Origin of the sequence: Streptomyces actinomycinicus (assembly GCF_016741775.1) — a bacterium.
Lineage (GTDB): Bacteria > Actinomycetota > Actinomycetes > Streptomycetales > Streptomycetaceae > Streptomyces > Streptomyces actinomycinicus.
Map to the genome: position 1 here is coordinate 43,222 of NZ_JAERRK010000022.1, position 20,361 is coordinate 63,582.

Sequence of the window (20,361 nt, forward strand, 5' to 3'; positions counted from 1 at the left end):
CCTTCTCCTGACGGACCGTCATCTGTAACAGGGTTACAGCAGTTCGCCTGTCGGGTAAATACGCGTGCACCGACGGGGAGTTGGGGGAACCATGCCGAGCGGGTCGAGAAGTGCGTTGAGTCGGGATGCGGTCCTGGAGGCCGCCGCCGGGCTGGTGCGGCAGCACGGCCCGGACGCGCTGACCATGCGCAAGCTCGCCGCCGAGCTGGGCACCGCGGTGACCTCGATCTACTGGCACGTCGGGGGCCGCGAGGCACTGCTCGACGCGCTCGTGGAGCGGACCGTCGCCGACCTCGGCGAGATCCGCCCGGGCGGGCGCACACCGGAGCAGCGCGTGGTGTCCGTGGCGCGCGCCCTGCGGCGCCAGCTGCGTGACCATCCGCATCTGGTGGCCCTCGTGCACGAACGGGGCCTGACCGAGCGGATGTTCCTGCCCGCCCAGCAGGTCCTGGTGCGCGAGGCGCATGCGGCGGGGCTGCGCGGCGCCCGGGCCGCCGAGTTCGTCCGGGCCGTGCAGTTCCAGGTGGTCGGACATGTGCTGGTGGAGCGCCACCGCGAGCGGGCACCGGTGCAGGACCCGGGCGAGGAGGAGCTGTGGCGAGGGGAGAGCGCCGGAATCGCCGGGGACGATGCCGCCCTCGCCCGCGCGCTGGCCCGTCCGGTGGACACGGAACGACTGTTCGTGACAGCCGTACGGGCGCTGGTGCGGTCGCTGCTGACGGGGTGACGGCCGTACGGGCACCGCATCCCGGCCGTAGGGGCACCACGTGACCGCCGCACGGGCACCGCGTGACCGCCACACGGGCACCCGCGCCGCACTCGCCGCCGACGGCGGGGAGGCGGGGGCGGGGGCGGGGGCGGGGGCTGACGCACCGTGCGGGGCCGGGGGCGGGGCGGCGCGGAAAACCGGTGGCGTCCGAACCGGCGTCCTCCTACCGTTCCTTTCGCGGGGGCGGCTCCGCCGGCGTGCTTCCTTCTCTTCCCAACCCTAGGAATCCACAGCGCGCCCACTCTCCGCCCCCGCCTCACCACTTTTCCGCTACCGGGGGATTCCGCTTGTCCGCACTGACGTCCGTGCTGCTCCGCCGTCTCCGTACCGTCTACGTCGACCAGGCCGGACCACGCCCGGGCGATCCGTCGACGGCGGAGGGACTCGTCGCCCTGGAGGGCGAGCTGCTCGACCGGGGCTTCGCACCGACGGCACAGCTGCGCGCGACGCTCGCCTGGCTCGGCCCGGCCGGGCTCGCCGCCGCGGGCCGGCAGCTGGTCCGGCAGCTGGACTCCGAACTGGGCGCCGACCGCACCCACATGCCGCTGTTCCGCAACTTCCCCGTCTCCGTGCCCGACGACACGTTCGGACTGTACGTCGACCGGGTCTTCGCCCTGCTGCTCCAGTGGCCGGCCCAGCCCTGCGTGCTGTGCGGCACCGTCGGCGGCGTGCACCCGGTGGCACCGTGCGCACATCTGGTGTGCCGCACCTGCTGGGACGGGGCGGACTACACCGGCTGCCCGATCTGCCGTCGCCGGATCGATCCCGACGACCCGTTCCTGGTACCGGGCGAGCCGCGCCGGCCGCGGGACGTGGCGGCCGGTCCGCTGAAGCTGCTCGCACTCGGTACGGACGTCCGCGCGGACACGGTCCTGGTCCTGCGCACACTGCTGGCCCGGCGCACTCCGCTGCCCGCGCAGGACCGTGCCGACCTGCTGGTGCTCCTGGCGCACGCGCCCGCGGACCTCGGCTGGTTCCCGGCGGACGTCCCGGTCCGCGAGACGAAGGCGCTGGTGCTCGGCACCCTGCTGCGCGACCGGCGCACGCGCGTGGCGGCCGGCGAGCTGCTCGACACCCACCTCACGACGGCGACGGACGTACTGCGGCTGCTGTGCGTGTGGTCCGGCGGCGCGGCCGACCTCATGGCGCCGCCGCGGCTGCGCTCGCTGCCCCGGGCCCTGCGCGGGCGGCTGCTCGGACTGCTCGACTCCTTCGCGGTGCCCTCGCTGGTGGAAGACGTCCTGCGGCACCCCACGGTGTGGAAGCGGGCCGCCGAGACCCTGCACCCGTTCGAGCACCACGCCCGCCACCCGCGGGCCGCGCTCGCCGTCGCCGTGCTGCGCGGCACGCCGCTCGTGCCCGGCAGCGCCCTGGCCGAGGCCCTGCTGCGGACGGCGGCGGCCCATCCGGAGGCCGTACGGGTCGCGGGCGACCGGATCAGGGCCGCCACCTGGGGCGCCCGCGTGGAGCAGGCGCTGGCCGAGCGGGACGCCGGCGCCGCGCTGGCCCTCCTCGGGCAGCGTCCGGGTGAGCTGCTGCGCCGGCTCGACCATGTGCTGCGGCTGCAGGAACTCGGCGTACTGCCGGAGGAGTTCGCCGAGGCGTTGCGGCGCACCCTGCCGAAGGCCGGTCCCGGTCCGCTGCTGGCCGCACTGGGCAGGATGCGGGTCCGTCATCTGCCGGGCGGGCGCCGGGTGTTCTTCCCGCGCGGACAGGTCACCCGCTCGTTCACGACGGACGACACGCGCGTGCCGCTCGCCGCGGCGGTCACCACGCGCGTGTGCGCGTTGCTGGAGGCCGAGGCGCTGCGCCGGCTGGCCGGCTCGCCCCGGTTCGACCTCGCCGTGCTCGACTCGGCGCTCGCCGGGCTCGCGGTGCCGTCCGTCGAGCGCGCCGCCGCCAAGGCCCTGGTGGCGGTGCCGCGCGGCAGCACCCAGCCACTACCCGAGGGCGAGGTGCTCAGGCTCTTCCTGCACTGGACGGAGCCGCTGAAGGTCCGCGTGGACCTGGACCTGTCGGTCGCGCTGTACGACGAGGACTGGGAGTTCGCCGGGCTGTGCGACTACACGAACCTCGTGTACGGCGACCGGTCGGCCGTCCACTCCGGCGATCTGACCTCGGCTCCGGCACCGGACGGCGCCACCGAGTACGTCGACCTGGACCTGACCGCGCTCGGCGAGCGGAACGTGCGGTACGCCGTCCCCGTGGTCTTCAGCTTCAACAACATCCCGTTCGAGGAGCTGCTCGACGCCTTCGCCGGCTTCATGGCGCTGCCGTCGACGGCCGAGGAGGCGCGCGGCGCCGGGTACCACCCGCGTGCGGTGCGCCAGCGCTACGACCTGGAGGGTGACTCGCGCATCCACGTGCCGATGCTGGTCGACCTGCGCCGCCGCACGTTCCTGTGGACGGATCTGCACCTGCCGTCGGACGACGGACACCACGACGTGGACCGGCACCGGGCCGCCCTGGGCCGGATCGCCGAGGACCTGTTCCAGTACTTCGCCCACGGCCGTACGACGCTGTGGGACCTCGCGGTGTGGCACGCGGCCGCGCGGAGCGACGAGGCGCTGGTCGTCCGGCGTGCGTCCGCTCCGCTCAGCGGGGACGAGCTGTGGCACTACCGGCGCCGGGACGGGGAGGCGCACACCGCGTTCGCCGCCCGGATACGGACCCTCGGGGAACCGGACCGGCGGGAGGCCGCGCGGGACGCGGCGGACGCCGACGCGCGGGCGGGTGAAGCGGCGGTGAAGAAGCACGTGTTGCTGGCGCTGGTGCACGGCGGGGTGGCTCCGGAGAACGCGACGGGCGCGGTGTACCGGCTGCTGCCCGGCCCGGCCGACGGCTGCGGCCTCACCGCGCTGGCGGCCGGGGATCTGGTGGCGGCGCTCGGCTGACGCCACGGCGGGCGGGAAGCCGGTGGCGGCACTCGGCCGACGCCACGGCGGCCGGGCCCTGAACGGTCTGGGCCGACGCCACGGCGGGCGGCCCAACCGGACGCCGGGGCGCTCGCGTTCACGGGCGTGCGCGTGTGCGACGTCCGAGCAGGGTGGCGGCTCCGGGGCGCGTGCCCGGCACCTGAGGGACGGCGCTGTCGGTCGTGGCCCGTATCCTCAATGACCATGCTCGAAGACCGTGCGACCGCAGTGTCCTCCCCCACCCAGTGGCCGGCCGCGTATCCGAAGGGATACGCGGTCGTTGACGTGGAGACCACCGGCCTGGCCCGGGACGACCGGATCATCTCGGCCGCCGTCTACCGGCTGGACGAGCGCGGCGAGGTCGAGGACCACTGGTACACGCTGGTCGACCCGGAGCGCGATCCGGGCCCCGTGTGGATACACGGTCTCACGAGCGAGATGCTCCACGGCGCGCCCCTGTTCGGCGACATCGCCGCGGAGTTCGCCGCCCGCCTCGACGGCCGGGTGCTCGTGGCGCACAACGCCGTGTTCGACTGGCAGATGATCGCACGTGAGTACGCGCGCGTGCAGAGCGAGGCGCCGGTGCGGCAGCGGCTGTGCACCATCGCGCTGTCGAAGGAGCTGGGGCTGCCGCTGCCCAACCACAAGCTGGAGTCGCTGGCGGCGCACTTCGGCGTCGTACAGCAGCGGGCGCACCACGCGCTGGACGACGCCCGCGTGCTGGCGGAGGCGTTCCGGCCCAGCCTCAGGGCCGCGGCGGAGAGCGGCGTACGGCTGCCGCTGCTGGAGTGCCGGCCGCTGACGGAGTGGTCGGACCGGCCGGTGCCCCGGCAGGCCTCGGGCGGCCAGGGCGGTTACGGCGGCTACCGGGCCGGCAGCTGGCGCCCCTCCCGCAAAAGGCCCGCATGCCCCTATCCCAACCCAGGTCGCTACGAGGACGGCAAACCCCTCAAGCAGGGCATGCGGGTGGCCTTCTCCGGTGACACGTCGACCGAGCGCGAGCTGCTGGAGGACCGCGCCGTCGAGGCCGGGTTGCACGTGGCCACCAGCATCTCCCGGCTGACCAGCCTGCTGGTGACCAACGACCCGGACTCGGGCACCTCGAAGACGGTCAAGGCCCGGCAGTTCGGCACGCCGATCGTCGACGAGGCCGCGTTCGGACAGTTGCTCAGGGACGTCGAGCCGGCCGACGACTGAGCCGACCTGAGCCGACCTGAGCCGACCTCAGCCGCCGGCCGAGCGACGGCGGGCCGCCCGTCGACCGGTGACGGGCCGCCCGTCGGCCGATCGTACGAATGGGTGATTGCCACACGACTCACCCGGCCCCCGCTCGCCCGGGGATCGGCGACGGCTCACCCTGTGGCGCATGGCGACATGCGAAGTTTGCGGCAATGACTACGGAATGTCCTTCGAGGTGCACGCGCAGGGCGCGGTGCACGTCTTCGACTGCTTCTCCTGTGCGATCCACCGCATGGCCCCGATCTGCGAGCACTGCCGGGTGCAGATCATCGGCCAGGGCGTGGAGGTGGAGGGCCACTGGTACTGCGGCGCGCACTGCGCCCGTGAGGAGGGCAGGGCCGGCATCGTCGACCGGGTGTGACCCGGTACCCGCCTGAATGCACCCCACGGCCCAGGGGTACCGTCGTGGGGTGCACCGCTACCGCTTTCTGCTGTCCCGCCAGTGGGTGATTCTCACCCTCGTGGCGATCGCGCTGATCCCGACGATGATCAGGCTGGGCTTCTGGCAGCAGCACCGGTACGAGGAGCGCACCGCCCGCAACGACCTGGTCTCCGCCGCGCTGCACGCCGAGCCGGTCCCGGTCGAGCGGCTCACCTCCCCCGGGCACGGTGTGACCCGTACCGAGAAGTACCGCACGGTCACCGCGACCGGCACCTTCGACACCGCCAGGGAAGTCGTGGTCCGCCGCCGGACCAGCGCCGACGGCGAGGTCGGCTTCCACGTGCTCACCCCGTTCGTCCTCACCGACGGCAAGGTGCTGCTCGTCAACCGGGGCTGGATCCCCGCGAACGGCATCCAGACCGCCTTCCCGAAGGTCCCCGCGCCGCCGGCCGGCCGGACCACGGTCACCGGGCGGCTGATGGCCGACGAGACGACCGCCGCGAGCGGCATCAAGAACGTCGAGGGCCTGCCCGACCGGCAGATCATGCTGATCAACAGCGGGGAGGAGGCGCGGCGGCTCGGCGCGCAGGTGCTCGGCGGCTACATCCAGCAGACGGCGCCCGAACCGAAGGGCGGCTCCCCGGAGCAGATCTCCGACCCGGGCAGCGAGGACGCCCCGCTGAACTACGCGTACATGATCCAGTGGTGGCTGTTCGCCGCGGCCGTCCCGGTCGGCTGGTGGTTCCTGGTCCGGCGGGAGATCCGCGACCGCGAGGAGGCCGCGGCGGAGCAGCAGCAGCAGCCGGAGGAGAACGAACCGGCCGCGGTCTGAACGCCCGCAGCCTGCGGCCCCGCGAACCGGTACCGCCCCAGCGCCACTCATTCCCGCCAACCGGCCGTCCTCCCGCGCGCTTCCCGGCACGCCCGGCGGTCGCCGCTGGGCACGTCACTCCCCCGGCGCACCACCTGATTGGCCCCCTGGTCCGCCGGGAAGCCGGAACACGTGAACGCGCGCATCGAGGATTACGCCCTGATCGGGGACCAGCAGACCGCGGCCCTGGTCGGGAAGGACGGCTCGATCGACTGGCTGTGCCTGCCCCGGTTCGACTCCGGCGCCTGCTTCGCCCGGCTCGTGGGCGGCGAGGACCACGGCTACTGGCGGATCGCGCCGGCGGGAGCGAGCACCTGCACCCGCCGCGCCTACCGGCCCGACACCCTGGTTCTGGACACGGAATGGGAGACCGCCGAAGGCACGGTACGCGTCACCGACCTGATGCCGCAGCGCGAGCACGCCCCCGACCTCGTGCGGATCGTGGAGGGCGTCAGCGGCCGGGTCCCCGTCCACAGCACGCTGCGCCTCCGCTTCGACTACGGCTCGATCGTGCCGTGGATGCGCCGCTCGGACGACCACCGGGTGGCCGTCGCCGGCCCGGACTCCGCCTGGCTGCGCAGCGAACCGGCCGTGCACACCTGGGGCGAGGACTACGCCACCCACTCGGAGTTCACCGTCACCGAGGGCGAGCGGGTCGCGTTCGTGCTGACCTGGCACCCCTCGCACGAGAAACGCCCCCCGCTCATCGACCCGTACGAGGCGCTGGAGAGCAGCGTCACCGACTGGCGGCGCTGGGCGCGCCAGTGCCGCTACGACGGGCCGTACCGCGACGAGGTCGTCAGGTCCCTCATCACCCTCAAGGCCCTCACCTACGCCCCGACCGGGGGGATCGTCGCCGCGGCGACCACCTCACTGCCCGAGAAGGCGGGCGGCGTGCGCAACTGGGACTACCGGTACTGCTGGCTGCGCGACTCCACCCTCACCCTCGGGGCCCTGCTCACCGCCGGCTTCCACGAGGAGGCTGAGGCCTGGCGGAACTGGCTGCTGCGGGCGGTCGCCGGCGACCCGGCCGACCTGCAGATCATGTACGGCGTCGCGGGTGAGCGCCGGCTGCCGGAGACCGAACTGCCCTGGCTGCCCGGTTTCGCCGGCTCCTCCCCCGTGCGCATCGGCAACGGCGCGGTCGACCAGCTGCAGCTGGACGTGTACGGCGAGGTGATGGACTCGCTGTCACTGGCCCGCGCCTCGGGCCTGCCCACGCGTCCGCACATGTGGGCCATGCAGCGTTCGATGATGGAGTTCCTGAAGTCGGCGTGGCGCCAGCCGGACGAAGGCCTGTGGGAGGTGCGCGGCGGCCGGCGCCAGTTCGTGTACTCCAAGGTGATGGTCTGGGTGGCCGCCGACCGGGCCGTACGGACCCTGGAGGAACACGAGGAGCTGCGCGGCGACCTGGAGGGCTGGCGCACGCTGCGGGACGAGGTGCACCGGGAGGTGTGCGAGAAGGGCTTCGACCCGGAGCGCAACACCTTCACCCAGTACTACGGTTCCCGCGAACTCGACGCGGCGCTGCTGCTCATCCCCCGGGTCGGGTTCCTGCCACCGGACGACCCACGGGTGGTCGGCACGGTCGACGCGATCCGTGACGACCTCGGGCACGGTGGCTTCCTGCGCCGCTACGACACCGAGGACTCGGTGATCGACGGACTGCCGAGCGGCGAGGGCGCCTTCCTGGCCTGCTCGTTCTGGCTGGCCGACGCGCTGCACATGACGGGCCGCACGAAGGAGGCGCGGGAGCTGTTCGACCGGCTGGCGGGCCTGTGCAACGACGTGGGCCTGCTGTCCGAGGAGTACGACCCGGTGGACGGCCGCCAGTTGGGCAACTACCCCCAGGCCTTCAGCCACATCGGTCTGGTCAACACCGCCCTCACCTTGTACGGGGACCAGGAGGCAGGATAGGGACCATGGATCTTGGACTGAAGGACCGGGTGTACGTCGTCACCGGAGCCACCCGCGGACTCGGCAACGCAGCCGCGCGGGAACTGGTCGCCGACGGGGCGAAGGTCGTCATCACCGGGCGGGACGAGAAGCGGGTCGCCGACGCCGCCGCCGGGCTGGGCCCGGACGCGGTGGGGGTGGCCGTGGACAACGCCGACGCGGAGGCTCCCGGACGGCTGATCGCCGCCGCCCGTGAGCACTTCGGCGGCTTCGACGGGGTGCTGGTGAGCGTGGGCGGGCCGCCGCCGGGGTTCGTCGCCGACAACACGGACGAGCAGTGGCGCGACGCGTTCGAGTCGGTGTTCCTCGGCGCGGTGCGGCTCGCTCGCGCGGCGGCGGCCGAGCTGGAACCGGGCGGGGTCATCGGGTTCGTGCTGTCCGGTTCGGTGCACGAGCCGATCCCGGGGCTGACCGTGTCCAACGGGCTGCGGCCCGGGCTGGCCGGGTTCGCCAAGTCGATCGCCGACGAGCTGGGGCCGCGCGGGATCCGCGTGGTGGGCCTGCTGCCGGCGCGGATCGACACGGACCGCGTGCGCGAGCTGGACGCGTTGTCCGCCGATCCCGAGGCCACCCGGGCCGCGAACGAGTCCCGGATCCCCCTGCGGCGCTACGGCGCACCGGAGGAGTTCGGGAAGGTCGCGGCATTCCTGCTGTCCCCGGCGGCGTCCTACCTGACCGGCATCATGGTGCCGGTCGACGGCGGCATGCGGCACGGGTTCTAGGCGCGCGGCGAGGGGAGGGCCGGGCGGTTGCCCCGCCCCTCCGTCTCACGTGGCTCTTTCCGCCCGAGCCCCGTCCCGGGCGACTGTGCGCCCGAGCCCTGCCAGGTCCGGGCGACCTGTCCGGCAAGCCCATCCAGGCCCGGAAGCGCTCTTCGCCGAGCACATCCAGGCCCGGAAGCGGTCCCCGCCGAGCCCGCCCAGGCCCGGGAGAGCTATTCGCCGAGACCGGCCAGGTCCCGCAGTCGCCGGGCCTGCGCGGCACGCTCCGCCGCACGCTGCTCGTCGTACGTACGGTCGACCGCGCCGCGGAGCAGCGCCTTGGTCTCCACCACTGCGTCCCGCGGCGCGGCGAGCAGCGCGGCCGCCAAGTCCCGCACGGCCCCGTCCAGTTCCTCGGCGGGCACCGCGAGGTTGGCCAGCCCGCTCGCCACGGCCTCCGCGGCCCCGACGAACCGGCCGGTGGCGCAGATCTCGAGCGCGCGGGCGTACCCGACGAGGCCGACCAGCGGATGCGTGCCGGTCAGGTCGGGGACGAGACCGAGGCTGGTCTCGCGCATGGCGAACTGCACGTCGTCGGCGACGACCCGCAGGTCGCAGCCGAGCGCCAGCTGGAAGCCGGCACCGATCGCATGCCCCTGAACGGCGGCGATGGACACGATGTCGTTCCGCCGCCACCAGGTGAAGGCCTCCTGGAATTCGGCGATGGTCGCGTCGAGCCCGGCGTCGTCACGACGCGCGAGTTCGATGAAGCTCGGCTCGCCCGGGATCCCCTCCGGGGTGAACATCTGACGGTCCAGCCCGGCGGAGAAGGACTTGCCCTCGCCGTGCAGCACGACGACGCGGACGGAGCCCGGCAGCAGCTGCCCGGCCTCGGCGAGCGCCCGCCACATGGCGGGGCTCTGTGCGTTGCGCTTGGCCGGGTTGGTCAGCGTCACCGTGGCGATCGCGTCGTCGACGGTGAGCCGTACGCCGTCCTTGTCGAGTGCAGGAGCGAGGTCCTGGTCGGGCGTAGCCATGAGGCGCCTCCGATGGGTGCGGTCAGCAGAGCAGAGCTAAGTGACTGCACAGTAACCACCCGGCCGGTCAGCTTGCCGACCGGGTGGCCACCACCGAAGCCGATGGGCCGCCCGGCGTCAGGACGATGCGGCCTTCTTGCCCCTGGTCGCTCCGCCACGCCCACGGAGCGTGACGCCCGACTCGCTGAGCATCCGGTGCACGAAGCCATACGAGCGGCCGGTCTCTTCGGCCAGCGCCCGGATGCTCGCACCGGAGTCGTACTTCTTCTTCAGGTCTGCCGCGAGCTTGTCGCGCGCGGCGCCGGTCACCCGGCTGCCCTTCTTCAGAGTCTCGGCCACCCGTGCCTCCTCATGGGAAGTGCGCTCTGGTCTCCTCATGATCACCCCTCTTGGGCGTGATGGCCACCCATTCGGCAAGGTCCGTGAGACATCGTTGTGACGACAGGAGTCGATCCCCACAAGCGGAATGCGGGATTCCATGGGGTGGTGCCCATGGGGCCGAACGGGTGGATTCACGAAGTGCCAGGTCAGGGACGCACGGCGGCCGATCCCTTGGCTGCTGCGGGATCGGCCGGAAAATCCGTGTAGGACACACCTCGATACGAGGAGATCTCACACAGATGATGGATCACGGATCGGCCGAATGATCCATACGCAGTGGATCAGCCGTGGGTCGGCCTTCCGATCGGACTTCGCTCAGGCCAGGGCGACGAGATCCGCGTAGTCGGAACCCCACAGGTCCTCGACGCCGTCCGGCAGCAGGATGATCCGCTCCGGCTGGAGTGCCTCGACGGCGCCCTCGTCGTGGGTGACGAGGACGACCGCGCCCTTGTAGGTGCGCAGCGCGCCGAGGATCTCCTCACGGCTGGCCGGGTCCAGGTTGTTGGTCGGCTCGTCCAGGAGCAGCACGTTCGCGGAGGAGACGACCAGGGTCGCGAGGGCCAGACGGGTCTTCTCGCCGCCGGAGAGGACACCGGCGGGCTTGTCGACGTCGTCGCCGGAGAACAGGAACGAGCCGAGCACCTTGCGGACCTCGACCAGGTCCATGTCGGGCGCGGCCGAGCGCATGTTCTCCAGGACCGTGCGGTCGGGGTCCAGGGTCTCGTGCTCCTGGGCGTAGTAGCCGAGCTTGAGGCCGTGACCGGGGACGACCTCACCGGTGTCCGGCTTCTCCACCCCGCCGAGCAGGCGCAGCAGGGTCGTCTTGCCGGCGCCGTTGAGGCCGAGGATGACGACCCGGGAACCCTTGTCGATCGCCAGGTCGACGTCGGTGAAGATCTCCAGCGAGCCGTACGACTTCGACAGGCCCTCGGCCATCAGCGGGGTCTTGCCGCAGGGCGCCGGCTCCGGGAAGCGGAGCTTGGCGACCTTGTCGGACTGACGGACCGCCTCGAGGCCGGAGAGCAGCTTGTCGGCGCGGCGGGCCATGTTCTGCGCGGCGACCGTCTTGGTGGCCTTGGCGCGCATCTTGTCGGCCTGCGAGTGCAGGGCGGCGGCCTTCTTCTCGGCGTTGGCGCGCTCCCGCTTGCGGCGCTTCTCGTCCGCCTCGCGCTGCTGCTGGTAGAGCTTCCAGCCCATGTTGTAGACGTCGATCTGGGAGCGGTTGGCGTCCAGGTAGAACACCTTGTTCACGACCGTCTCGACCAGGTCGACGTCGTGGGAGATCACGATGAAGCCGCCGCGGTAGGTCTTCAGGTAGTCCCGCAGCCAGATGATCGAGTCCGCGTCGAGGTGGTTGGTCGGCTCGTCGAGGAGCAGCGTGTCCGCGTCCGAGAACAGGATGCGGGCCAGCTCGATACGGCGACGCTGACCACCGGAGAGGGTGTGCAACGGCTGGCCGAGCACCCGGTCGGGCAGGTTCAGGGCCGCTGCGATGGTGGCGGCCTCGGCCTCGGCGGCGTACCCGCCCTTGGTGAGGAACTCCGTCTCCTGGCGCTCGTACTGCTTCAGGGCCTTCTCGCGGGTGGAGCCCTTGCCGTTGGCGATGCGCTCCTCGTTCTCGCGCATCTTGCGGATCAGTACGTCGAGGCCGCGCGCGGACAGGATGCGATCACGGGCGAGGACGTCCAGGTCGCCGGTGCGGGGGTCCTGCGGGAGGTAGCCGACCTCGCCGGAGCGGGTGATCTGGCCGCCGGCCGGCATGCCCTCACCGGCCAGGCACTTGGTGAGGGTGGTCTTGCCGGCTCCGTTGCGGCCGACGAGACCGATGCGGTCGCCCTTGGCGACACGGAAGGTGGCGTTCTCGATGAGGACGCGCGCACCGGCGCGCAGCTCGATACCGGAGGCGGAGATCACGGACAGACTCCAGGGCGATGGGGTGGGCGGTGGGCGGCTGAGGACGTTCCCGCCGTCTAATGCGCGAGGAGAATGGCCATGGAGGCAATTCTAACGGGGCCGGGCAAGCGGTTTTTCTACGTCCGTGCGTTCGGACCGAACGGCGGGAGATCGTTGCCGAGCGGGGTGCGGTCGGGGGTGATCCGGCCCAGGTCGTCCAGGGCCACGAGCTGTCCGGTCCAGGCGTCGTGCGCGCACGGCTGGGCGAGGAGCAGGGCCGCGCCCCGCCGTACGGCGCCCTCGGGCCGGAACGTGCAGCCCTGCCGGGCGTGCAGCATCCAGCGCAGGTCGCCGTCGGCGGTGCGGTACGCGGTGACGCGGTGCGGGCTGACGACCGCGACGATGCCGCGGCCCAGGTCGCGCAGCACGCTGGTGCCGCCGTGGGCGGGGAGCCACTCCGCGGCGTCGGGCAGGGCCCGGTGCCAGTGCACCCTGCGCCCGTCGGTGCCGGTCAGCAGTCCGTCGTCCCACAGCGCGATCACCTCCCCGCGCACGGGCAGCACGGCAACCGGCCGGTGGCCCGCGCGCGCGTACCGCCAACGCGGCGCTCCGGTCCGGGCGTCGTAGCCGACCACGACGGCGCCCCGCGCGCGCGGCGACCAGGCCCCGCCGTGTCCCCCGTGCAGGAGCCGGTCGCCGTAGGGGACGGGCCGCATGTGATGCGCCACACCGAGCAGGCCGACGGCGAGGGCGGCCACGAGCAGACCGGCGACCGCACGGCCGGCGGCGGCGAGAGGGCGACAGCGCGCGGGCAGGAGGGAGAGACGGCGGGCGGGCAGGCGGAGGAGACGGCGGGCGGGCGCCAGGAGGGAGCGGCGGGCGGAAGGGAGCAGGGGACGAGGGGTGGCCGGGCCGTGCTGCGGGGCGGTGTGCCGTGGGCGGGTCCCGTGGGGTGGAACTGCCACCTCGCCCCCTTTGCGTCCACCGTCCCGGATCAGGCGCCGAGCGTAGTCACCGCCGGCGGGAGCGGCGAGGTGGCTCGGCGGGTGCGGGCCGGAAGTCCCCCGTTCGGGGGGCGGGCCGGCGGCGCGGGCGACGGGACGGGACGGGACGGGACGGGGGAGTCTGCGCGCGCCCGGGCCCGGACGACGTGTTCCGGGGGGCGTTGTCAGTCGTGCCTGCAAGACTCGGGGGCACGGCACGACCGGAGTACGGCACCGCCGACGCGCGTCCCGGCCGACGCCGGCGGCACCCACCGCAAGGAACACGACCGACGCACGGCAGAACCGACGCGCGAAACACAGCCCACGCACGACAGAACCGACGCACGAAACACAGCCCACGCACGACAGAACCGACGTACGAAGCACGACCGATGCACGAAGGAGTGATCGGCATGGCAGGCACGGGCGGCGCACGGCCCAGCATCTACCCCTCGCTGCTGTACACGGACGCGAAGGCGGCGATCCGGCAGCTCACGGAGGCCCTCGGCTTCACCGAACTGTCGGTGTACGAGACGGAGGACGGCAAGGTGATGCACGCCGAGCTGGTCCAGGGCAACGGCGCGGTCATGATCGGTTCCAAGGGCCGCGGCGGCCGTTTCGACGCGGCGCTGAAGGACGGGGGGCCCGCCGGGGTGTACGTCGTGGTGGACGACGTGGACGCCCACCACCAGCGGGCCGTGGAGCACGGCGTGGAGATCCTGATGCCCCCGACGGACCAGGACTACGGCTCGCGGGACTACATGGCCCGGGACGCCGAGGGGAACATCTGGAGTTTCGGTACGTACGCCCCGGAGGTCGGCGTCTGAGCCACCCGGTCCCCGCCCCTCCCCCGGTGTGCGGCGGTCATCCCCCGGTGTGCACCTGGAACGCGGCCCGGCGCACGGCCTTGGCCAGAGCCGGGTCGGGGTGGGCGGCGGCGAGCGCGACCAGGACCTGCACGGTGCGCGGGTGGCCGACGGCGCGGACCTCGTCGAGCAGCTGGGGGACGGTGGGCTGCACCGCGGCCTCCAGATGCCGGACCAGCATCGGCGCCTCGCCGTGGTCGGCCACGGCGGCGGCGGTGTCCACCCACAGCCAGGTGGCCTCCTCGCGGGTGAGGGCCTCGTGGGCGTCCTCCGGGTCGACACCGTCGTGCTCGGCCAGCCACAGCAGGGCGTACGGCCGCAGGGCCGGCTCGTCCAGGACGCCCCGTACGTCGGGCTCGGCGGGGGCGCCGACGACCCGCAGTGCCTCGAAGGCGAGGCCGCGCAGCAGGGCGTCGTCGCCGCGGGCGGCGCCGATCAGCTCGGTGACGGCGCTGCCGACGGGGCGGGCGGCGAGCCAGGCGCGGTACTCGGCGCGGGCCGCGTTGGGACGGAGCTGGGCGCAGCCGCGGAGCATGTCCTCGGCGGACTGCTCGATGTTGCCGGCCGGGCTCTGCGCGGCCACGCAGATCTGCTCCAGCTTGACCCACACCGCCCAGCTGCCGAGCGGGGTGAGGGTGGCCTGGCCGGTGCCGTAGGTGAGGGCGCCGACGGAGGCGAGGGCCCGCAACGACCAGTCGAGCAGGGGCGCGAGCTGGGCGTCGGCGGCCGGTACGGGGTCCGCCGGGCCCGGAGATCCGGCGGGCCGGCCGGTGCCGGGCTCGTAGGAGACCTCGCAGCGTTCGGTGCGCAGTTCGGTCACCCGCTGCTGGAGCAGGTCGAGGAGCTGCTCGACCGGGACGGGCCCGGCGGACAGCTGGAGGAAGGAGAGCACCTGGGGCATGGCCGAGACGACCTCGGCGACGGCGGCCGGCTCGTGACCGTCGGGCTCGGGGCAGGCGAGCGACCAGGCGTCGAAGAGGGCGACCCAGCCGCGCAGGACGGCGCTGTCGTCGCGGTTCCAGGCACGCAGACGCCAGCCGGGGCGCGCGCTGTCGCCGTGCACCTCGACCAGTCCGGCGAGGCGGGCGGTGTCCCAGTCGGCGCGGACCTGAGCGGCACTCAGGCCGAGGTCGGCGGCGGCGCGTTCGGCGGTGGCGTCGGAGAGGGTGGCCTTGCCGTCGGCGGTGGCGGCGTCACGGCCGGGGCCGAGGGCGGCGTCGGCCCAGCGGGCGACGCGGGCCGCGCCCGCCAGGCCGGTGCGGGCCATTCCGGCCAGCTCGGCGGGGGCGGGCGTGCCCTCCGGCGGCCGGGGTGAGGGGCGGCGCGGGCGCCGCTGGTTCACAGCTCTGGGGGCGGCGGCCAGGGGTCGCGGTCGGACGAGTCGGAGCCTGGAGTCGCGCGGGATACGGGACGTCACGGGTGCAGTCTTCCGGTTGACGGTGCGAAATCCCAAACGGAATGTCACGGCGGGCGACGGAGGTGGCCAACGCACGGGCTCCGGCACGGCCGGAGAGACATGATCGAGCCAGTGGTACGGCCCGGAGCGGAATGCCCGGCGCCGGTGCCGGACGGCCTCGGCGCCGGGGCGTCACATCAGGGGGGTCAGGAACCGCCGCAGGCGTTCCTCGTACTCCTCGGGGTCCGGGTTCCACATCGCCGCGTGCGGGGCGTGCGGCACGGTGTGGAGGGCGACGAGGTCGGGCCGGGTGCGGGCGAGCCGGCGGGAGTACTCCCAGGGGGCGACCCGGTCGTCCGGGCCGTGGACGATCAGGGTGGGGACGCGCAGCCGGGCGGGGTCGGCGGTCTCGGCGGCCCGGTCGGCGTGCAGTCCGGCCCGGCCCTGCGCGGCCCGTACCGCGAGCGGCAGCAGTGGCTGCGGGGTGCGGCGGGCCCTGGCCAGAGCCCGCAGCGTGGCTTCCCAGCTGAGCACCGGCGAGTCGAGGACGAGCCCCGCGATGCGGTCGCGGACGGCGGAGTGCTCGGCGGCGCGCAGGGCCATGGTGGCGCCGGTGGACCAGCCGAGGAGGACGACGCGGCGGGCGCCGTAGCGGACGGCGTAGCGGATCGCCGCCTCGACGTCGCGCCACTCGGTCTCGCCGAGGTGGTTCAGGCCGTCCGGAGTGCGCGGTGCGCCGAGGTCGCCGCGGTAGGCGAGGGCGAGGACCGGCAGGCGGCGGCCGTGCAGGAAGCCCATGACGTTCAGGGCGTGCTCCCGGGTGGTGCCGAGTCCGTGCACGGCGATCACCCAGGTGTCCCGGTCGCCGGGCACGAACCAGGCGGGCAGGGCGCCGAGTTCGCCGGGCACGTCCACGTCGGCGTGGTCCAGGCCCAGGGCGGTGCCGGGGTTGCCGACGTACAGGTTGGGGGTGAGCCACACCGAGTCGCCGGCGGTGAGGGTGCCGTGGGTGATGCGTTCGAGGCGGCGGACGACGGTGTCGGCGGTGTGCTCGGCCGTGGTCAGGACGGGGCCGACGACCGCGTGGGAGCCGTCTCCGGCGAGGCCGTAGGTGCCGGGGCGCAGGGCGGCCAGGTCGCGGGTGAGCGCGATCCGGCCGGTGGCAGTGCCGTGCACGGTGAGCCGGGGTTCGGTCGGCAGCGGACGGCCCGCGGGGGCCTTCAGCGCGGCGTCGCTGGCCATCCGGCCGGCGGCCACGGAAGCCGTACCGGCGGCCAGGACGGCGGCGAGGGCGGCGGCGGTCGCCTTGGCGGTACGCACGGCTCCAGTGTCGTGCGGGTCCCGTCCCCCGGCCAGCGGAACGGCCGACCGGCCTGGCACCGCCGGCCGGGTGCGCCGTGGCCGCGCGCCGTCGCGGCGGAGGATGAAGGCGGCCGCGGCGGCGAGGGAGCGGCGGGCCGGGGTGAGGGGGGTCGGTGGCGGGTCGGGGGGCGGGCTGAGGGTGGGGGTCGGGGCAAGGGCGGGGACGAGGGAGCGGAACGTTGCGCTGCCGTGCACGGGGTCACCTCCGTTGGCCGTACCCCTTCAAGCGTTCCCCGGCCTCGGCAAGTTGTGCCTCCGTCAGCAGTGACGGCGTCAGCCCCGGCACCGAGGACGCCGTCAGCCACAGGCGGCACATCCACTCCAACTGGGCGGTGCGGTCGTAGGCCTGGTCGAGCGTGGCGCCGTAGGTGATCGTGCCGTGGTTCTGCAGCAGGCAGCCGGAACGGCCCGCGAGGGCACCGAGCATGTTCTCGGCCAGTTCGTCGGTGCCGTAGGTGGCGTAGGGGGCGACCCGGACGGGTCCGCCGAGTGCGCCGGTCATGTAGTGGACGGCCGGGAGTTCGGGCACGAGCGTGGAGACCGCGGTCGCGTGCACGGCGTGGGTGTGGACGACGGCTCGCGCGTCGGTCGTGCGGTAGACGGCCAGGTGCATCGGCAGCTCGCTGGTCGGCACCGGCGTGCCGAGCACCTGGCGGCCGGTGAGGTCGACACCGGTGATGTCGCCGGGGGTGAGCCGGTCGTAGGGGACGCCGGAGGGGGTGACGAGCACGACGTCGCCGATGCGCGCCGAGACGTTGCCCGAGGTGCCGACCACTAGACCGTCGGCGACGGTCCGGCGCGCCGTCGCGACCACCTCCGTCCAGAGGCGTGCCTCGTCCGGGTGTGTCTCTTCCGCGCTCCGCCGCAGTTCAGCCATGCGGCGATCCTGCCAGCCCGCCCTGCGGAAGGCGGGCGGTCCGATCGCTTCCGGTCAGGAGCCGTACCTCCGAACGGGCTGATCTCGCCGTGAAACGCCCGGGAGCGGTACGGACTCGGTCATCGGCAGGTCTTCAATGATCTCTCTTGCCCACTGGACGATCGCTGCCGCCCGTGAGGTCCGGGTCGTCGTCCGCCACCCCGGGAGACGCATGGTCCGCAGGAACACCCTCGCCCGTCGCCGCGCCGGTGTCCTCGCGGCAGCAACGGCCGCCCTCGCCCTGGCGGGCACCGCACCGGCGACGGCCGGTTACCCGCAGACGCAGGCGCAGAAGCTGTCGCGGGCAGAGCCGCAGGCGCAGCCAGGGGTGCCCGGCGGTGCGGCGGAGGCGGGCGGCGCGCCGCGGCCCGGTCGGGCGCTGCGGGCCCTGCCCAAGGGGCACGACGTGTCGTCGCACCAGGAGGACGTCGACTGGTCGGCCGCCCGGGCGACGGGTGCGCGGTTCGTCTACATCAAGGCGACCGAGTCCACCGACTACCGCAACCCCTACTTCTCCGAGCAGTACGCCGACGCGCGCAAGGCCCGCCTGTTCCGGGGCGCGTACCACTTCGCCCTGCCGGACCGGTCCGGCGGCGCGCGCCAGGCCGCGTACTTCCTGCGGCACGGCGGCGACCGGCGGGCGGACGGCTGGACGCTGCCGCCCGCGCTCGACATCGAGTACAACCCGTACAGCGACGAGCACCGGTGCTACGGGCTGAGCAGGTCGCGGATGGTCCGCTGGATCCGGTCGTTCAGCGATGAGATCAAGCGGGAGACCGGCCGCCGGCCGGTGATCTACACCACCTCCCAGTGGTGGAAGCAGTGCACCGGAGACAGCCGTGCCTTCTCCTCGTCCCACGCCCTGTGGATCGCCCGCCACGGCACCTCGCGGCCGGGGTCGCTGCCGGGCGGCTGGCGGTACTGGACGTTCTGGCAGTACCGCACCGAGGGCGCGCTGCCGGGTGACCAGAATCTCTTCAACGGCTCCGTGGGCCGGCTGCGGGCCCTCGCGCGCGGCCACTAGCCAAGGGGCGTCTGGGCCGCCGCAGGGAAGCGGAAGGTCAAACCTTGGTCAGGGACACCTCGACGCCCGCCCCAGTTCATCTTCCGTTCACCCAGGTTGCCTACGTTCATCCAGCCAATGACCTCGAACGATTGCCTGGGTAAATGGAAAGCTTCTCGCTGATCCTCGCGATAGTGGTGGTAACCGCTCTCGCGTTCGATTTCACGAACGGTTTCCACGACACCGCCAACGCGATGGCCACCACCATCTCCACAGGCGCCCTGAAGCCCAAGATCGCGGTGGCCATGTCCGCCGTCCTCAATCTTGTGGGCGCCTTCCTCTCCGTGGAGGTCGCCAACACGATCTCCAAGGGTCTCGTCGACGAGACCGGCATCCGTCCCGAGGTCATCTTCGCCGCCCTGGTCGGCGCGATCCTCTGGAACCTGCTGACCTGGCTGGTCGGCCTCCCCTCCAGTTCCTCGCACGCGCTGATGGGCGGCCTGGTCGGCGCCACCGTCGCCTCCGCCGGTTTCGGCGCCGTCCACGGTGACGTCCTGGTCACCAAGGTGCTGCTCCCCGCGGTCGCCGCGCCGGTCGTGGCGGGCCTCGCCTCGCTCCTGGCCACCCGGTTCTCGTACGGCATCGGCGACACCGCCGACGGCGAGGCCACCCGCAAGGGTTACCGCGCCGGCCAGATCGCCTCCGCCGGCCTGGTCTCCCTGGCCCACGGCACGAACGACGCCCAGAAGACGATGGGCATCATCACCCTGGCGCTGATCGCGGGCGGTGCGATCGCCCCCGGCTCGAACCCTCCCACCTGGGTGATCCTCTCGGCGGGCCTGGCCATCGCGCTCGGCACCTACATCGGCGGCTGGCGCATCATCCGCACCATGGGCAAGGGCCTGACCGACCTCGAGCCGCGCCAGGGCTTCGCCGCCCAGACCAGTGCCGCGACCGCCATCCTGGCCTCCTCGCACCTCGGCTTCTCCCTCTCCACCACGCACGTCGTCTCCGGCTCCGTGATGGGTGCGGGTCTCGGCCGCAAGGGCGGTGTGGTCCGCTGGTCCACCGCGACCCGGATGTTCGCCGCCTGGGCGCTCACCCTCCCGGCCGCCGCGCTGGTCGGCGCGGGCGCCGAGGCCGTCACCGACCTGGGTGACTGGGGTACCGCCGCCGTCGCCGTCTTCCTGGTCGCCGCCAGCGCGGGGATCTGGAAGCTCTCCCGCCGCGAGGTCGTGGACCACACCAACGTGGTCGAGGAGACCGGCGAGCCGGCCGGCGTGGTCACCACCGCCATCGCCGCCGTCACCCCGCCGCCCGCGGGCACGGTCGCCGAGAACCTGACGGCCACGATCCCCGCCCCGGCCGCCACCGAGCCCGCTCCCGCCGCCCCTCCGGCCGCCACGGTCTGACCCCGCGCACACGGTTACTGAAGGAAGCATCCCCATGAAGATCGACTGGGCGGCCCTCGGCTCCGTCTTCGGCGTCAGCCTCGCGTTCACGGTGGGCCTGGTGGCCCTGTTCACCCTCGGCGTCAACGGCCTGTCGCGCCGCGAGAAGGCCGCGGCCCAGGGCGGCTCCGCCACGCTGGCCGTGACCGGTGCGTACGTCTGCTTCGCCGCCTGCGCGGCGGCGGTGGCGTACGGGATCTACCTGATCGTCGCCAAGCCCTGACGGCTTGACGCTCACGA

18 protein-coding genes are annotated in these 20,361 nt (G+C 73.3%); 11 read left to right on the forward strand and 7 right to left on the reverse strand.

The genetic code is table 11. The features are described from left to right. Positions 1–91: 91 nt before the first annotated feature. The 7 genes from JK359_RS31105 to JK359_RS31135 all read left to right on the forward strand — a co-directional run bounded on the left by JK359_RS31105 (position 92) and on the right by JK359_RS31135 (position 8,854). On the forward strand, positions 92–727 hold the full coding sequence (locus tag JK359_RS31105) for a TetR/AcrR family transcriptional regulator (RefSeq protein ID WP_201842680.1): 636 nt from the start codon (positions 92–94) through the stop codon (positions 725–727). A 329-nt stretch (positions 728–1,056) separates the two neighbouring features. Continuing rightward, positions 1,057–3,663: an MXAN_6230/SCO0854 family RING domain-containing protein gene (locus JK359_RS31110; RefSeq protein WP_201842682.1), complete on the forward strand. Its 2,607-nt coding sequence runs from the start codon at positions 1,057–1,059 to the stop codon at positions 3,661–3,663. 225 nt (positions 3,664–3,888) lie between these two features. Continuing rightward, on the forward strand, positions 3,889–4,881 hold the full coding sequence (locus tag JK359_RS31115) for a DEDDh family exonuclease (protein WP_201842684.1): 993 nt from the start codon (positions 3,889–3,891) through the stop codon (positions 4,879–4,881). 169 nt (positions 4,882–5,050) lie between these two features. Next, positions 5,051–5,284, forward strand: coding sequence for a metallothionein (locus JK359_RS31120; protein WP_201842686.1), 234 nt, complete (start codon positions 5,051–5,053; stop codon positions 5,282–5,284). Positions 5,285–5,300: 16 nt separating this feature from the next. After that, positions 5,301–6,137 carry an SURF1 family cytochrome oxidase biogenesis protein gene (locus JK359_RS31125; RefSeq protein WP_201842688.1) on the forward strand — a complete coding sequence of 279 codons (837 nt, stop codon included), beginning with the start codon at positions 5,301–5,303 and terminating at the stop codon, positions 6,135–6,137. Between the two features lie 171 nt (positions 6,138–6,308). Then, positions 6,309–8,093 (forward strand): glycoside hydrolase family 15 protein, encoded by a 1,785-nt coding sequence (locus JK359_RS31130; protein WP_201842690.1) that lies wholly within the window; start codon positions 6,309–6,311, stop codon positions 8,091–8,093. 5 nt (positions 8,094–8,098) lie between these two features. After that, on the forward strand, positions 8,099–8,854 hold the full coding sequence (locus tag JK359_RS31135; protein WP_201842692.1) for an SDR family oxidoreductase: 756 nt from the start codon (positions 8,099–8,101) through the stop codon (positions 8,852–8,854). Positions 8,855–9,066: 212 nt separating this feature from the next. Here the strand turns inward: JK359_RS31135 and JK359_RS31140 are convergent, their stop codons facing one another. From JK359_RS31140 to JK359_RS31155, 4 genes are all read right to left on the reverse strand, one after another. Next, positions 9,067–9,870, reverse strand: coding sequence for an enoyl-CoA hydratase/isomerase family protein (locus tag JK359_RS31140; protein ID WP_201842693.1), 804 nt, complete (start codon positions 9,868–9,870; stop codon positions 9,067–9,069). A 117-nt stretch (positions 9,871–9,987) separates the two neighbouring features. Continuing rightward, positions 9,988–10,209 carry a helix-turn-helix domain-containing protein gene (locus tag JK359_RS31145; RefSeq protein ID WP_004002281.1) on the reverse strand — a complete coding sequence of 74 codons (222 nt, stop codon included), beginning with the start codon at positions 10,207–10,209 and terminating at the stop codon, positions 9,988–9,990. 357 nt (positions 10,210–10,566) lie between these two features. Next, on the reverse strand, positions 10,567–12,165 hold the full coding sequence (abc-f, locus tag JK359_RS31150) for a ribosomal protection-like ABC-F family protein (RefSeq protein ID WP_201842695.1): 1,599 nt from the start codon (positions 12,163–12,165) through the stop codon (positions 10,567–10,569). A gap of 116 nt (positions 12,166–12,281) precedes the next feature. Further along, positions 12,282–13,109 (reverse strand): outer membrane protein assembly factor BamB family protein, encoded by an 828-nt coding sequence (locus JK359_RS31155; protein ID WP_307788339.1) that lies wholly within the window; start codon positions 13,107–13,109, stop codon positions 12,282–12,284. A gap of 410 nt (positions 13,110–13,519) precedes the next feature. On the opposite strand from JK359_RS31155, the gene JK359_RS31160 reads away from it, so the two are divergent. Continuing rightward, complete coding sequence (locus JK359_RS31160; RefSeq protein WP_201842697.1) at positions 13,520–13,954, forward strand: VOC family protein; 435 nt, start codon at positions 13,520–13,522, stop codon at positions 13,952–13,954. Between the two features lie 37 nt (positions 13,955–13,991). Here the strand turns inward: JK359_RS31160 and JK359_RS31165 are convergent, their stop codons facing one another. The 3 genes from JK359_RS31165 to JK359_RS31175 all read right to left on the reverse strand — a co-directional run bounded on the left by JK359_RS31165 (position 13,992) and on the right by JK359_RS31175 (position 17,628). Then, positions 13,992–15,410: a hypothetical protein gene (locus tag JK359_RS31165; protein ID WP_201842699.1), complete on the reverse strand. Its 1,419-nt coding sequence runs from the start codon at positions 15,408–15,410 to the stop codon at positions 13,992–13,994. Between the two features lie 171 nt (positions 15,411–15,581). Then, positions 15,582–16,709, reverse strand: a complete 1,128-nt coding sequence (locus JK359_RS31170) for an alpha/beta hydrolase (RefSeq protein ID WP_201842938.1) — start codon at positions 16,707–16,709, stop codon at positions 15,582–15,584. 241 nt (positions 16,710–16,950) lie between these two features. Continuing rightward, positions 16,951–17,628, reverse strand: a complete 678-nt coding sequence (locus tag JK359_RS31175) for a class II aldolase/adducin family protein (RefSeq protein WP_201842702.1) — start codon at positions 17,626–17,628, stop codon at positions 16,951–16,953. Between the two features lie 211 nt (positions 17,629–17,839). Here JK359_RS31175 and JK359_RS31180 point away from each other — a divergent pair, with 211 nt between their 5' ends. The 3 genes from JK359_RS31180 to JK359_RS31190 all read left to right on the forward strand — a co-directional run bounded on the left by JK359_RS31180 (position 17,840) and on the right by JK359_RS31190 (position 20,344). Next, positions 17,840–18,691 (forward strand): lysozyme, encoded by an 852-nt coding sequence (locus JK359_RS31180; RefSeq protein WP_201842940.1) that lies wholly within the window; start codon positions 17,840–17,842, stop codon positions 18,689–18,691. A 143-nt stretch (positions 18,692–18,834) separates the two neighbouring features. Continuing rightward, positions 18,835–20,082, forward strand: a complete 1,248-nt coding sequence (locus tag JK359_RS31185; RefSeq protein WP_201842704.1) for an inorganic phosphate transporter — start codon at positions 18,835–18,837, stop codon at positions 20,080–20,082. A 34-nt stretch (positions 20,083–20,116) separates the two neighbouring features. Then, positions 20,117–20,344 carry a hypothetical protein gene (locus JK359_RS31190; RefSeq protein ID WP_201842706.1) on the forward strand — a complete coding sequence of 76 codons (228 nt, stop codon included), beginning with the start codon at positions 20,117–20,119 and terminating at the stop codon, positions 20,342–20,344. Positions 20,345–20,361 lie beyond the last annotated feature (17 nt).

Coding starts and splice junctions, on each gene's coding strand:
- JK359_RS31105 (WP_201842680.1), top strand. CDS start 92: ATGCCGAGCGGGTCGAGAAGTGCGTTGAGTCGGGATGCGGTCCTGGAG.
- JK359_RS31115 (WP_201842684.1), top strand. CDS start 3,889: ATGCTCGAAGACCGTGCGACCGCAGTGTCCTCCCCCACCCAGTGGCCG.
- JK359_RS31120 (WP_201842686.1), top strand. CDS start 5,051: ATGGCGACATGCGAAGTTTGCGGCAATGACTACGGAATGTCCTTCGAG.
- JK359_RS31125 (WP_201842688.1), top strand. CDS start 5,301: ATGCACCCCACGGCCCAGGGGTACCGTCGTGGGGTGCACCGCTACCGC.
- JK359_RS31135 (WP_201842692.1), top strand. CDS start 8,099: ATGGATCTTGGACTGAAGGACCGGGTGTACGTCGTCACCGGAGCCACC.
- JK359_RS31140 (WP_201842693.1), bottom strand. CDS start 9,870: ATGGCTACGCCCGACCAGGACCTCGCTCCTGCACTCGACAAGGACGGC.
- JK359_RS31160 (WP_201842697.1), top strand. CDS start 13,520: ATGCACGAAGGAGTGATCGGCATGGCAGGCACGGGCGGCGCACGGCCC.
- JK359_RS31175 (WP_201842702.1), bottom strand. CDS start 17,628: ATGGCTGAACTGCGGCGGAGCGCGGAAGAGACACACCCGGACGAGGCA.
- JK359_RS31180 (WP_201842940.1), top strand. CDS start 17,840: ATGGTCCGCAGGAACACCCTCGCCCGTCGCCGCGCCGGTGTCCTCGCG.
- JK359_RS31185 (WP_201842704.1), top strand. CDS start 18,835: ATGGAAAGCTTCTCGCTGATCCTCGCGATAGTGGTGGTAACCGCTCTC.
- JK359_RS31190 (WP_201842706.1), top strand. CDS start 20,117: ATGAAGATCGACTGGGCGGCCCTCGGCTCCGTCTTCGGCGTCAGCCTC.